Genomic DNA, 13,009 nt, shown 5'->3' with positions numbered 1-13,009 from the left:
ATCCTTCCGGCGCGGCGATCAGCGCTTCAAACATGCTCCAAAGGGGCCGTCGCTCCGACTGAAATCATCGGCCTCAAGCCGTTTTCTTTTCCCGCGCGGGAAACGGGTGGCTGCATCGGCTGATCTTTGAGATCTCAGGTGTCTCGACAACTGAGGAGAAACGGACATGACACTTTTGAACGACAAGGTCGCGATCATCACCGGCGCCAGTTCCGGCATCGGCCGCGCGGCGGCGAAACTTTTTGCGCGGGAGGGTGCCAAGCTCGTGGTCACCGGACGGCGACAGGACGCACTCGGCGCCGTGGTCGCCGAGATCGAGGCGGAGGGCGGGCATGCTGTCGCCATATCGGGTGATGTCAAGGACGAGGCGTTGCAGGAAAGGCTCGTCGAGACGGCAATCTCACGCTTCGGCGGGCTCGACATCGGCTTCAACAATGCCGGTATTCTCGGCGAGATGGGACCGGTCGCCGGGCTGTCGTCGGAGGGCTGGCGCGAGACGATCGAGACCAATCTCACCGCCGCCTTCCTCGGCGCCAAATACCAGTCCGCGGCGATGGGTGAGCGTGGTGGATCGCTGATCTTCACTTCGACTTTCGTCGGCCATACCGTCGGCATGCCTGGGATGGCCGCCTATGCGGCGAGCAAAGCGGGGCTGATCGGCTTCGTGCAGGTGCTTGCCGCCGAACTCGGGCGACAAAAGATCCGCGTCAACGCCCTGCTTCCAGGCGGCACCGACACGCCTGCCAGCATCACCAACGCGCCGGATGCCACTCCCGACCTGCTCGCCTTCGTGGAGGGACTGCACGCGCTGAAACGCATGGCGCAACCGGAAGAGATCGCCAATGCGGCGCTGTTCCTGGCGTCTGATATGTCGAGCTTCGTGACGGGGACGGCGATGCTGGCCGATGGTGGGGTTTCGATTAGTCGGACGTAAGTGAGGTGAGGGGCGTACGGTGTATGTCGGAGGTCGAGCCACCCGGGCTGATCGTGGTGCTCAGTCGCTGCCCTTCGCCTTCGCGGCTTTGCCGCTCACCCCCCTCATCTGCCCGCCGGCATCTTCTCCCCGCTGGGGAGAAGGGACTCGTGGGGGCGTCCCGCCCTTCCTGAAGGCATCGTTTATGGAAACGGGAGAAGCGGCTTGCTCCCCCTTCTCCCCAGCGGGGAGAAGATGCCCGCCAGGGCAGATGAGGGGGGTGAGGAGCGTCAGCGACGAACGCTTGAGCGGCAAGCGAAAGGCATATGGCAGGTAAAGCCAGAATCTCACCTACGACATGATCAACCCGCCATCGACATTGATCGTCTGGCCGGTGATGTAAGCGGCGTCGTCGCTGGCGAGGAAGGTGACCAGGCCGGCGACGTCTTCGCCGGAGCCGGCGCGTTTCATCGGGATGCCTTCGACCCATTCCTTCATTAACTCGCCGGGGGCGTAGTTGCCGAGCAGTTTGCCCCAGGCCTGGTCGTTATAGGCCCACATGTCGGTCTCGATGATGCCGGGGCAGAAGGCGTTGACGGTGATCTTTTCGGTGGCGACTTCCTTGGCGAGGCTCTGGGTGATGCCGACGACGCCCATTTTCGAGGCGGCATAATGCGGGGTGTAGATGAAGCCGTCGCGGGCCTGGCCGGAGGCGGTGTTGATGATGCGGCCGCCGCGCTTGTGCTTGCGCATTCTGGAAAGCGCCTCCTGGGCGCAGAGAAAAACGCCCTTGGTGTTGACGGCCATGACCTTGTCCCACTCGTTTTCGGTGAGGTCCTCGACGCGGGCGATGGTGATGACACCGGCATTCTGGATCGAAACGTCGACAGAGCCGAATTCCTTCTCGGCAGCATCGTAGAGGGCGATGACGCTCGCCTTGTCTGTGACGTCGCCGATGAAGGAGATCGCCTTGCCGCCTTCGGCCCGGATTTGCTCGGCAACGCCGTGGACCAGTTCCTCATTGGCGGAGACGACGAGATTGGCGCCTTCGCGGGCAAAGCGCCTGGCGATGGCCGCGCCAATGCCGCGGCTGCCCCCGGTAATGACGACAGTCTTTTGCTCAAAGCGTTTCATGTTCTTTCCTTCCCGGTACCGTGGATACATAGCGATCTGGGGCGCACGACCCAGCCCGCGACAATTTTTGGAGTTCAAGTGGCTGTCGAGATAATCTCGGCGAATTCCGAAGCCTTCAGCGACCCGTGGAGACCCGAACCCTCCGTCCGTTCCACGGCCGTTTCGATCAGCGTGAAGGGCGGGCAGACGACGATATCGCACGCCGCCTTACCCGTTATTCCCTTCAGCGCCTCGATCTCTGCCAGGGAGGAAGCGAGATCGTTTTCCAAGTTGCTGGCAATGCGCTTTTCGTATCACCAGCAGCAGAAACCGCCGTCGACGAGAAGATCGACGCCGGTCACGAAGCTTGCTGCATTCGACAGCAAGAACACCGCCGGGCCGACCATCTCGTCCACTGCTGCCATTCGCTGCATTGGCGTTTGCTCTTCGAAGAGCCTGGTCTGATGAACCATCTCCGGACGGGTGTTCATCGGCGTTGCCGTGTATCCGGGGGAGATGGTGTTGACGCGAATGCCGCGGTCGACCCATTCCATCGCCATAGACTTCGACATATGGATCACGCCCGCCTTGGAGGCGTTATAGTGCGCTTGGCTCAGCCCCCGGTTTACGATCACACCCGACATGGAAGCGATGTTGACGATGGAGCCGCGTCCATTCTTCAGCATGGCGCGCGCCTCGGCCTGGCAGGAAAGAAAGACGCCTTTCAGGTTGATATCCATCAACGTCTGATATTGGTCCTCCTCCATCTCCTCCGCTGCGTTGGCGTTAGCGATGCCTGCAGCGTTGACTGCAAGTGTCAATGCGCCGAGATCTGTTTCGGTACGTGCTATCGCCTCTCCAAGAGAAGACTTGCTCGTGACATCCGCTGCGATCTGGATCGAACGGCGGCCGGCGGCGTGAATATGTTCGGCCGTCCTGGCCAACCCGTCGTCGGTTCGACGGTCGAGCAGCGCCACGTCGGCGCCGCACTGTGCAAGGCCGATGGCAATGCGCTGCCCGATGCCGCTCCCAGCTCCGGTAACGATGGCAACCTGGCCGCTGAGATCGAAAAGCTTCGGGGCGTTCAGAGTGATGTCGGACACCGCTCTTCCTTTCTCTGTCTGTTCAGATGGTGGCTAGCTCCATGACCGAAACGTCATTCGCCTCGTCACGGTTGAGAATGCCTGCCTGTTTGCCTTGGGCAAGCACGAGAATGCGATTGGAAACTCCGAGAACTTCCTCGAGGTCCGAGCTTACGACGATGACCGCCACGCCCCGATTGGCAAGATTGACGATGATGTCGTAGATGCCCGCTCGGGCCCCGACGTCGATGCCTCTCGTCGGTTCGTCGAGTACGACGACCTTAGGATCGCGCATCAGCCATTTCGCGATGACGACCTTCTGCTGGTTGCCGCCGGACAGGTCCGAGGCATATTGCTCCGCACGGCCCTTTACGCCGAACTTGGCAACCGCCTTCTCCGCAAACGAGCGCTTGACGCGCGGGGTAATCCAACGCCCGCCCAGCTTGTCAAGATTGGCGTAGATAATGTTCTCACCGATCCGGTGCCCGACAACCAGGCCTTGCTCCTTGCGGTCTTCCGGGACCATCACGATGCCCTTGGCGATCGCGTCCGCCGGATCGCGCAGCCTGAGTTCTTCGCCTTCCAGCTTGATCGAACCTGCACTGATCGGGTCCGCGCCTGAAATCGCGCGGACAAGTTCTGTGCGGCCCGCACCGACCAGTCCGGCGATTCCGAGAATTTCCCCGGCGCGCACATCGAAGGTAACGTCGCGGAATGAGTTGTCCGGCGAGCTCAGCCCCGACACCTGGAGTACGGGATGGTCTGTCGGCACCGGCAGCGTTGGGAACAAGCGGTCAAGCGGGCGTCCGACCATGCTCTCGACGATCGTTCGCACCGGTGTCGCGCTGTCGGAGAATTCCTGCACGCGCTCGCCATCGCGAAGAACGACGACCCGGTCGGTTATTCGCTTGATCTCTTCCATGCGGTGGGAAATGTAGACGATGCCGACACCCTCTGACCGAAGCTTTCTAACCTGTTCGAAAAGAGCTTCCGTCTCCGCGCCGCCAAGGGCCGCGGTCGGTTCGTCCAGGATCAGGAGCTTTGCATTGAGAGCCAACGCCTTGGCGATCTCGATGAGCTGTTGATTTGCGGTGGAAAGGCCGGCGACCTTCCGGGTGGCGGGTATGTGAAGGTTCAGGCGAGCGAGCTGTTCCTGAGCGCGGCGAACCATTTGGGCACGGTCGACGACGCCGTTCTTCATCGGCCAGCGCCCGATGAAGACGTTTTCCGCGATCGATAGCTGCGGCAGCAGCTGCAGCTCCTGATGGATGAGGACAAGGCCCTTGTCGATCGCCTCCCTCGGGGAGGCTGGGGCATAAGACTGCCCCAGCCAGGTCATTGATCCTTCGGACGGCGTGCGTGACCCGGCGATAATGCCGGATAGCGTCGACTTGCCGGCTCCGTTTTCACCGAGAAGTGCTACCACTTCGCCCGGATAAACGTCCAAGCTGACATTCTTCAGAACCTGGAGCGGCCCATACCACTTGGATATGCCCCTCAGGGAAAGAACTGGATCAGTCACGGCACACCTCCTCAAGACCTCGACTTCATTACGGATGGTTGGCGATGAAGCCTGCGACGTTTTCCTTGGTTGTCAGGGTGGCATCCAAAAGTTGGACCGGCGGCACCTTCTCTCCAGCAACAAGCTTGGCGGCGTTTTCAACCGCGTCGCGGCCCATCTTCTGCGTCTGCTGGGTCGCAGTTACGTTGAAGACGCCCTTGCTGAGCGCTTCGAGAGCTGCGGTGTCACCATCGAAGCCGCCAACCACGATCTTCTGGGAAGGATTGGCGACCTTGATCGCCTGTGCGGCGCCAAGGGCGAGGCCGTCGGCTTGGGCGAACACGATGGAAACGTCCGGATTTGCCTGCAGCATATTCTGCATGATCTGGAATCCTTCGTCCTGGCTCCAGATGTTCGAGAACTGCTCGGCGACAACCTTGACGTCCGGATATGACTTGAGAGATTCAGCGCAGCCCTTCGAACGATCGACTTCCGGCGTCGTGCCCTTCTGGCCGTGGATGATGACCATCTTCCCCTTGCCGCCGGCTTCCTTCAGGATGTAGTCGCACACCGCCTTGGCAGACGCGACGGAATCCGTTGCAAGGAAGGTATCGCCGGGTGCTCCCTCGGCGTTGCGGTCAACGTTCACGACCGGAATACCAGCGCTCTTTGCGAGTTTGACCGGAACGGTCGCAGCGGCCGCACCTGCCGGAATGTAGATCAGCGCGTCGATTTTCTGGGTCAGGAGGTCCTGGATCTGATTGACCTGTGTCGGCCCATCGCCCTTTGCGTCGACCGTGATGACTTCGATGCCGCGCTTCTTGGCTTCGGCTTCGACCGATTGCTTGATCTGGTTGAAGAAGTTTGCCTGAAGGTTGGCAACGGCCAAGCCGAGCTTCTTCAGTTCCGCTGCGTGTACGGGGCTGAGCGTGAGGCCGAGCAGTGCAGCAGACGCGAGCATGGTGCGCGCAATTTTCATTGTATTTCCTCCGTTGTTTGATGGAACCCTCGGGTATGTCCTCCCCCTCGGGGTATTGATCCGCCCCAAACCCTTGGCGCGGAATGTCCGGCCCGCCGACGCGGCGGACCCCGTTTCGTCAGGCGCGACGCCGACGAATAGTCTCCGCGCCGACCGCGAGTACGATGACGATGCCGATGATCACCTGCTGCAGGAACGGCGAGACGTTGAGAAGATTGAGGCCGTTGCGAAGGACGCCGATGATAAGAACACCGATCAATGTTCCCCCGATACCGCCCGCGCCGCCGGAGAGCGAAGTCCCGCCGATGACGACCGCAGCGATCGTGTCCAACTCATAGCCCAGACCACTGGACGGCTGGACTGAATCCAGCCTGGCGGCGAGTACGATGCCTGCGAGGCCCGCAAGGACTGAACTTACGACGTAGACGCCAATCGTGACGAGCGGGACGTTGATGCCCGCAAGGCGCGCGACTTCCGGATTTCCTCCTACCGCGTAGAGCATGCGACCTTCGGAGCGGAAGTGCAGGAAAAGCCACGCCGCAAGAACCACCGCAAGCATGAGAAACACGGTGGCGGTCAGCACGCCGAAATGGCGGTCGATTGCCAGCATCATGAACCAGTCGGGGAATCCGACGATCTGCTGGCCGTCCGTGATCATATTGGCGACGCCGCGAGCCGCGGACATCATCGCAAGAGTGGCAATAAAGGCCGGAACCCTGAACTGCGTCACGAGAAGTCCGACGATCAGCCCCGAAACCCCCGATGCGACCAGAGCAAAAGCGATCGCAACCGGCAGCGGCAGGCCGGCGACATTTGCAGTCCAGCCCATGACCATCATCGCAAGAGCGAGGGCCGAGCCGACGGAGAGGTCGATGCCGCCGATCAGAATGACAAAGGTCATTCCGACGGCCATGATGCCGAGGACAGTGATCTGATCGAGAATGTTGAGGCCGTTTCGAACCGAAAGAAACGTGTCGGTGCTGACGCTCAGAAAGACGCAAAGCGCGAGCAGCCCGACGAGCGGGCCGGTGGCTCCCTTGAGCTTGCTCAACCAGGCGCCGGACGAAAGCCCGTTTTCATTGATATCGAGCGCCACCATTGTTCCTCCCTATGCCCAGGCCGACAGGTAGTTCGTCTTTAGAATAAATATTCACTGATGCTGGAAAATTCATTAACAAGTTGCTTTCTGGCTGTCAACAGGATTTCTGGACTTCCATTCGCCGGTGTGCCGCTTAAAGGGCTTGACTAATCGGCTTCTTGTGCAAAAATATTGATGAATGAATATTTATGCATGAGAGGAACCCATGAATACGACAGAACTCGAGCGGGTCGCTCGCGAGATCCGATTGCGCGATCTCCAGGCGGTCTTCGAAGCGGGCGCCGGCCATATCGGTGGGGAAATGTCGGTCATCGACATTTTGACGGCCCTCTATTTTCGTGTGCTGAATGTATGGCCCGATCAGCCGAAGCACCCCGACCGCGACAGGTTCGTTCTTTCGAAGGGACATACGGCATGCGCTCTGTATGTGACGCTCGCAAAACGCGGCTTCATCCCGGAGGAGGAGATTTCGACCTTTTTGAAGCCGCATTCGAGGCTGAACGGGCATCCAAACTGCAACAAGGTTCCTGGCGTCGAAACCAATACCGGGCCGCTCGGCCACGGTCTTCCCGTCGCAGTCGGAATGGCGAAAGCCGCCAAGCTCTCGGGCGCTAGATATCACACCTATGTCGTCACCGGCGACGGTGAGATGCAGGAGGGCTCCAACTGGGAAGCGATCATGGCGGCCGCGCAGTTCAAGCTCGATAACTTGACGCTGGTCATCGACCACAACAGGTTCCAGCAGGGCGCCGCGCTTTCGGAAACCAACGATCTCGCCCCGCTTCGTCCGAAGCTTGAAGCTTTCGATTGGGAGGTCACCGAGATCAACGGGAACACGATGTGCGAAGTCGTTTCGGCCCTCGAACACCGGGGATCGAGACCGCATTGCATCGTTGCTCACACCAACAAGGGGCATGGAATCTCGTTCATGCAAGACCGAGTCGACTGGCACCACAAGGTACCGAGCAAGGAACAATACGACATCGCAGTGGCAGAATTGTCGGAGGCACTGGCATGAACGCGCCCATAAACGCAGCCAAGCTCTACGATTGCCGCGACGCATTCGCCTCCACGCTTGAACGGCTGGCAGCCGAAAACGAAACGATCGTTGCTGTCTGCAACGACTCCGTCGGTTCCTCCAAGCTCGGCGGCTTCAAGGCTAGGTTTGGAGAGCGCCTCGTCAATGTCGGTATCGCCGAGCAGAACATGGTGGGTGTTGCAGCAGGCCTCGCCAATGGCGGGCGCCTTCCGTTCGTGTGCGCCGCCGCGCCGTTTCTAACGGGACGGTCGCTGGAGCAGATCAAGGCGGATATTTCGTATTCGAATGCCAACGTCAAGCTGGTCGGCATTTCTTCCGGGATGGCATATGGCGAACTCGGTCCGACCCATCACTCGATCGAAGACTTCGCCTGGACGCGGGTTCTGCCCAATCTTCCGGTCATTGCGCCTTGTGACCGCATCGAAACAGCTGCTGCGGTCGAGTGGGCCGCGGCCTATAACGGGCCCTGTTTCCTGCGTCTGTCTCGCGTCGGTGTGCCGGATCTACTTCCGGAGGGTCACAAGTTCGAACTTGGCAAGGCAAACCTGCTTCGCCAGGGTTCCGACGTCACCCTTATCGCCAACGGCACTTTGACCCATCGAATTTTGAAGGCCGCTGAGATCCTCGCAGAACGCGGCATAAATGCCAGAGTGCTCAACCTAGCAACGGTTCGTCCGATCGACGAGGACGCCATCATCGCTGCGGCTAGGGAAACCGGAGCGATCGTCACGGCCGAAGAGCATTCGATCTTCGGCGGGCTCGGCTCCGCGGTCGCCGAAGTGGTGGTCGACAATGCTCCAGTGCCGATGAAACGTCTTGGCGTTCCCGGCGTCTACGCTCCAACCGGTTCGGCAGAGTTCCTGCTCGACGAATTCGGGATGGCGCCGTCGGCAATCGCCGACGCCGCACAGTCGCTGATCAGGCGCAAGTAATTAGGATCGCGTGGACCGGCCGGGGCGCATTTTCACCCCGGCTGCCGTCTGATCCGGGGAGGAAAGAATGCGGGCAATTCTGGCAATCGACCAGGGCACGACCAATTCAAAGGCCGTTCTCGTTTCCGAAAAGGGAGACATTGTCGGCAGGGGTTCGGCGCCGGTCGGCATCACCTATCCGAAACCAGGCTGGGTCGAACAGGACCCACGCCGGCTCTACGCATCCGTTTGCGAGGCGATCGACGCCTGCCTGAAGGCCACCCCCGACGTGGCTATCGCGGCCGTGGCGATTTCCAACCAGCGCGAGTCTGTCACTGCCTGGGACGCCGAAACGGGAGAGGCGCTTGGACCGGTGGTCAGCTGGCAGTGCCGTCGAACGGCACAGGATTGCGAACGTCTGATTGCCGAAGGCCGCCTTGACCGTGTGCAGACGCTGACAGGCCTGCCACTCGATCCGATGTTTCCGGGTTCGAAATTCCGATGGCTGCTCGACCGTATGCCGGCCGGGCGGTCGGTCCGGCTGGGAACAGTCGACAGCTGGCTGGTCCACTGCCTGACGGGCGGGCGCCGGCATGTCTGCGATGCTTCCAATGCCGCCAGGAGCCAGTTGTTCGATCTGAAGGAGCAGAGATGGAGCGAGGAACTCGGCGAGATTTTCGGCGTCGATATCGCGCTGCTGCCCGAGGTGCTCGACAGCTCTGCCGACTTCGGCAGGACGCAAGGCTTGCCAGGCGTGCCGGATGGAACGCCGATCATGGCCGCGATCGGAGACAGCCATGCGGCGCTGTTCGGTCATGGCGCCTTCAAGCCGGGTGATGGCAAGGTAACCTTTGGAACCGGCTCTTCCATCATGACGACGCTTGCGCGATTTATTCCGCCACGCAACGGCGTCACAACGACCGTCGCCTGGCGTCTCGGGGGAAAGCCGACTTTCGCTTTCGAAGGCAATATTCTCGTTTGCGCCGCCAGCCTGCCTTGGATGGCTGATATTCTCGGCCTTTCCGATGTGGCAGCCCTTGTCGAACTTGCGGCGAGCGCCGAACCCGGCGGACCGGGTTTCGTGCCCGCATTCGTGGGACTGGGCGCACCCTATTGGAACTCCGACGCCCGTGCCCTGTTTTCCCAGATCAATTTCAATACGACCCGTGCGCAAATGGCGCGGTCGGTCACCGATTCGATCGCCTTCCAGGTGCACGACGTGATCGCCGCCATGCGAGCACAAAGCGGCGGCGAACTCGGAGCGCTCTATGTCGATGGCGGCCCGAGCCAGAACCGTTTCCTGATGCAGTGTGTCTCCAACCTCATCGAACATCCCGTGATCCAATGCGAAGCACCCGAGGCGTCGGCTTTGGGGGCCGCCTATCTCGCAGGTCTCTCACTTGGTTTGTGGAGCGATCTTAATGTTATCGCAGAGCTGCCTCGGAGCTCGCAGATCATTGACCCGGAACCGGTGGATCGCGCGGTGCTTCTGGATACATGGAATGATGCACTTGCCCGCTCGACGTCACGCGATACAACCGCTAATGATGAATAAAAATTCACACTGGGATTAGCGATGACTCGCCTCAACGAACTCCGCCTCATATCAAGGGTCGCCCAGATGTACCACTTGGAGGGACGGCGACAGGCGGAGATCGCACAGCACCTTCGCCTGTCGCAGGCGACGGTGTCGCGCATGCTCAAGCGTGCCGAGGCTGAAGATATCGTGCGAACCAGCGTCACTCCCCCCGTCGGCACCTACAGCGAGCTTGAGCGCGCGCTTCGCGAGAAATATGATCTGCCGGAGGCGATCGTCGTGGAGTGCACGGAAGACCGGGACGGCGCCATCATGGCCCGTATCGGAGAGGCGGCGGCCCACCTCCTGGAGGTGACGCTTGCGCCGGGGGAGATCATCGGCGTTTCGAGTTGGAGCCAGACCATCTTCAAGATGGTGGAGAACATTCATCCGCAGAAGAGCGCTCAGGCGAAGTTCGTCGTCCAAACCCTTGGCGGCATGGGCGATCCTTCCGTACAGACGCATGCGACGCAGCTTACCACGCGGCTTGCCCGGCTGACCGGCGCTGAGCCGAAACTGCTTGCCGTGCAGGGCGTTACGACGTCCAGAGAGGCAAAACTCCTTATGCAGGCCGATCCGTACGTCCGGGAGACGATGGACCTGTTCGGCAGCATCACGCTGGCGATCGTCGGAATCGGAGCCGTCGAACCGTCCGAACTTCTCGCGCGGTCCGGCAACATCTTTTCATCGCGCGAACTGTCTGATCTCGCGGAAGCGGGAGCCGTCGGCGACATCTCGCTTCGCTTCTTCGACAAGAATGGCAAGCCGGTCAAGACGCCGCTGGACGACCGGGTCATTGGACTTCCGCTCGAGGAGCTTGAACGCGTGGACCGGGTGATTGCACTCGCCGGCGGGTCCAAAAAGACGGACGCTATCGCAGGCGCACTCCGCGTGGGGGTGATCGACATGCTTGTCACGGACAAGTTTACCGCGCAGCGATTGATCGACTGAGGCCGGCCGATTTTGGCTAAGCTCAATGAGCCTTCCCATCAACGATCACATGGTCGTGGTCCAGCGAGCATTTTTCCACCCGGGCCTCGACCTTATAAATCTCCCGCAGCATCTCGGCGGTGACGACGTCGCTTGGGGTGCCGCAGGCACGCATGCGGCCATTGGCGATGACGAGGACTTTGTCGGCGAAGCGGAGCGCCTGGTTGAGGTCGTGGATGGCGACCAGGACGATCATGCCTTTAGCACGGGCCCGGCGGCGCATGAAGTCGAGGACCTCGACCTGGCGGTGGAGGTCGAGCGCGCTTGTGGGCTCGTCCATCAGCATGATTTCGGGCTCACGCACTAGCGCCTGGGCGATCGAGACGAGCTGGCGCTGGCCGCCGGAGAGCGCGCCGAGATCGCGGAAGGCCAGGGCGCTGATATCGAGGGCTGCCATGATCTCGTCGATGAAGCGCAGGTCGCCGTCGCCGACGGCCCAGGACTCGCCCTGCTTGCGGGCGAGCAGAATGGATTCGTAGACGGTCAGCACGGCATTGGCCGAGGTATCCTGCGGCATGTAGCTGATGGCATTTTTCGTCTTCGAGCCTTCGACGACGACGTGACCCGGCCCCTTGAGCAGGCCGGTGATGCGCTTGAAGAGGGTGGATTTGCCGGCGGCGTTCGGGCCGATCACCGCAATCAACTCGCCCGATTTCATCACCGGCGTCGTGACGTCTTCGACGAAGAGGTTGCGGCCGTGATAGGCGCCGACCGACTGCAATTGAAGCGCTACCACGACCGGCTCCTGTTCGAGAGGATGAGCGAGAAGAAGAAGGGCACGCCGACCAGCGCGGTGATGATGCCGATCGGGAAGACGACGCCGGGGATGATCGACTTCGAGACGATCGAGGTCAGCGACAGGAGCAGCGCGCCGGAGAGGATCGAGCCCGGCAGGAAGAAGCGCTGATCCTCGCCGAGAATCATACGGGCGATATGCGGCCCGACGAGGCCGACGAAACCGATGGTGCCAACAAAGCTGACGGGTACGGCGGCAAGCAGCGAGACAACCAGCATGGTTTCCAGCCGGATGCGGCGGACATTGACGCCGAAGCTTGCGGCCTTGTCCTCGCCGAGGCGGATCGCCGTCAGCGCCCAGGCGTTGCGGGCAAAGAGCGGCAGGGCCAGCAGCAGCACGGCAAGTGTCACCCAGATTTTCGGCCAGGTGGCCTTGGTGAGGCTGCCCATCGTCCAAAAGACGACTGCAGACAGCGCCTGTTCGGAGGCGAGATATTGCAGGAAGGCGAGAGCCGCGTTGAAGGTGAAGACCAGGGCGATGCCGAGCAGCACCACCGTCTGCACCGAGACGCCGCGGGCCTGCGAGACGAAATGGATAAAGAGCGTGGCGATCAGCGCCATGATGAAGGCATTGACGGGCACCAGCAGGCCGGCTGCCACAGGCAGAAGCGGAACGCTGGTGACGATTGCAAGCGCGGCGCCAAAGCTTGCCGCTGCCGAGATGCCGAGTGTGAAGGGGCTGGCGAGCGGATTGGCGAGGATCGTCTGCATCTGCGCGCCGGCGACCGAAAGCGAGGCGCCGACGACGATGGCCATGACGGCGACCGGCATGCGGATATTCCAGACGACGGCCCGCACCTGATCGGAAACGGAAGACGGGTCGAGGAGGGCGGCGACGACCTCACCGAGGCTGTAGCGGGCCGGGCCCCAGGCGAGATCGACGGCAAAGGACAGGCAGAGCGCCGCCGTCATGGCGGCCAGGATCAAAAGCTTGCGCCGGGCAAGGGCGCGGTAGCGCTCTCTCCCGGCTTCGGCTTCGATCGATATGGCGGCGACCTCGGCCATCGCGGG

Annotated in this window: 13 protein-coding genes; 5 read left to right on the top strand and 8 right to left on the bottom strand. The window is 61.3% G+C overall.

Annotated features, from left to right (window positions below):
- The first annotated feature begins 166 nt into the window (after positions 1-166).
- Positions 167-934 carry an SDR family oxidoreductase gene (locus J3O30_RS12915; protein ID WP_207580724.1) on the top strand — a complete coding sequence of 256 codons (768 nt, stop codon included), beginning with the start codon at positions 167-169 and terminating at the stop codon, positions 932-934.
- Positions 935-1,264: 330 nt separating this feature from the next.
- Here the strand turns inward: J3O30_RS12915 and J3O30_RS12910 are convergent, their stop codons facing one another.
- The 6 genes from J3O30_RS12910 to J3O30_RS12885 all read right to left on the bottom strand — a co-directional run bounded on the left by J3O30_RS12910 (position 1,265) and on the right by J3O30_RS12885 (position 6,687).
- Complete coding sequence (locus tag J3O30_RS12910) at positions 1,265-2,047, bottom strand: glucose 1-dehydrogenase (protein ID WP_207580723.1); 783 nt, start codon at positions 2,045-2,047, stop codon at positions 1,265-1,267.
- Between the two features lie 74 nt (positions 2,048-2,121).
- Positions 2,122-2,316, bottom strand: coding sequence for a hypothetical protein (locus J3O30_RS12905; protein ID WP_246762668.1), 195 nt, complete (start codon positions 2,314-2,316; stop codon positions 2,122-2,124).
- Positions 2,317-2,340: 24 nt separating this feature from the next.
- Positions 2,341-3,129: an SDR family oxidoreductase gene (locus J3O30_RS12900; protein WP_207580722.1), complete on the bottom strand. Its 789-nt coding sequence runs from the start codon at positions 3,127-3,129 to the stop codon at positions 2,341-2,343.
- Between the two features lie 22 nt (positions 3,130-3,151).
- Positions 3,152-4,630 carry a sugar ABC transporter ATP-binding protein gene (locus tag J3O30_RS12895; RefSeq protein WP_207580721.1) on the bottom strand — a complete coding sequence of 493 codons (1,479 nt, stop codon included), beginning with the start codon at positions 4,628-4,630 and terminating at the stop codon, positions 3,152-3,154.
- A 28-nt stretch (positions 4,631-4,658) separates the two neighbouring features.
- Positions 4,659-5,588, bottom strand: a complete 930-nt coding sequence (locus J3O30_RS12890; RefSeq protein ID WP_207580720.1) for a sugar ABC transporter substrate-binding protein — start codon at positions 5,586-5,588, stop codon at positions 4,659-4,661.
- A 118-nt stretch (positions 5,589-5,706) separates the two neighbouring features.
- Complete coding sequence (locus J3O30_RS12885) at positions 5,707-6,687, bottom strand: ABC transporter permease (protein ID WP_207580719.1); 981 nt, start codon at positions 6,685-6,687, stop codon at positions 5,707-5,709.
- Between the two features lie 205 nt (positions 6,688-6,892).
- Between J3O30_RS12885 and J3O30_RS12880 the strand changes: the two genes are divergently transcribed.
- The 4 genes from J3O30_RS12880 (at position 6,893) to J3O30_RS12865 (ending at position 11,164) form a co-directional block, all read left to right on the top strand.
- Positions 6,893-7,705 carry a transketolase gene (locus tag J3O30_RS12880; RefSeq protein WP_207580718.1) on the top strand — a complete coding sequence of 271 codons (813 nt, stop codon included), beginning with the start codon at positions 6,893-6,895 and terminating at the stop codon, positions 7,703-7,705.
- Entirely contained in the window at positions 7,702-8,658 is a 957-nt protein-coding gene (locus J3O30_RS12875; RefSeq protein WP_207580717.1) for a transketolase family protein, read from the top strand. Before J3O30_RS12880 ends, J3O30_RS12875 begins: the two co-directional genes overlap by 4 nt.
- A 67-nt stretch (positions 8,659-8,725) precedes the next feature.
- Entirely contained in the window at positions 8,726-10,192 is a 1,467-nt protein-coding gene (locus tag J3O30_RS12870) for an FGGY-family carbohydrate kinase (RefSeq protein WP_207580716.1), read from the top strand.
- Positions 10,193-10,213: 21 nt separating this feature from the next.
- Entirely contained in the window at positions 10,214-11,164 is a 951-nt protein-coding gene (locus J3O30_RS12865) for a sugar-binding transcriptional regulator (protein WP_207580715.1), read from the top strand.
- Positions 11,165-11,186: 22 nt separating this feature from the next.
- Here the strand turns inward: J3O30_RS12865 and J3O30_RS12860 are convergent, their stop codons facing one another.
- Together J3O30_RS12860 and J3O30_RS12855 are read right to left on the bottom strand one after the other, a co-directional pair.
- Positions 11,187-11,939, bottom strand: a complete 753-nt coding sequence (locus J3O30_RS12860) for an ABC transporter ATP-binding protein (RefSeq protein WP_207580714.1) — start codon at positions 11,937-11,939, stop codon at positions 11,187-11,189.
- Positions 11,933-13,003: an iron ABC transporter permease gene (locus J3O30_RS12855; RefSeq protein WP_207580713.1), complete on the bottom strand. Its 1,071-nt coding sequence runs from the start codon at positions 13,001-13,003 to the stop codon at positions 11,933-11,935. The genes J3O30_RS12860 and J3O30_RS12855 overlap by 7 nt, the downstream gene beginning before the upstream one ends.
- Between the last annotated feature and the right edge of the window lie 6 nt (positions 13,004-13,009).

The organism is Rhizobium sp. NZLR1, from assembly GCF_017357385.1.
GTDB lineage: Bacteria > Pseudomonadota > Alphaproteobacteria > Rhizobiales > Rhizobiaceae > Rhizobium.
Note: the sequence above shows the minus strand (reverse complement) of the source record. Positions and strands in the feature narration are given on the sequence as shown.

Bases quoted from the DNA above. Each gene is read 5' to 3' on its own strand.
- J3O30_RS12875 (WP_207580717.1), top strand. From the start codon at position 7,702: ATGAACGCGCCCATAAACGCAGCCAAGCTCTACGATTGCCGCGACGCA.
- J3O30_RS12885 (WP_207580719.1), bottom strand. From the start codon at position 6,687: ATGGTGGCGCTCGATATCAATGAAAACGGGCTTTCGTCCGGCGCCTGG.
- J3O30_RS12915 (WP_207580724.1), top strand. From the start codon at position 167: ATGACACTTTTGAACGACAAGGTCGCGATCATCACCGGCGCCAGTTCC.
- J3O30_RS12865 (WP_207580715.1), top strand. From the start codon at position 10,214: ATGACTCGCCTCAACGAACTCCGCCTCATATCAAGGGTCGCCCAGATG.
- J3O30_RS12855 (WP_207580713.1), bottom strand. From the start codon at position 13,003: ATGGCCGAGGTCGCCGCCATATCGATCGAAGCCGAAGCCGGGAGAGAG.
- J3O30_RS12910 (WP_207580723.1), bottom strand. From the start codon at position 2,047: ATGAAACGCTTTGAGCAAAAGACTGTCGTCATTACCGGGGGCAGCCGC.
- J3O30_RS12870 (WP_207580716.1), top strand. From the start codon at position 8,726: ATGCGGGCAATTCTGGCAATCGACCAGGGCACGACCAATTCAAAGGCC.
- J3O30_RS12880 (WP_207580718.1), top strand. From the start codon at position 6,893: ATGAATACGACAGAACTCGAGCGGGTCGCTCGCGAGATCCGATTGCGC.
- J3O30_RS12890 (WP_207580720.1), bottom strand. From the start codon at position 5,588: ATGAAAATTGCGCGCACCATGCTCGCGTCTGCTGCACTGCTCGGCCTC.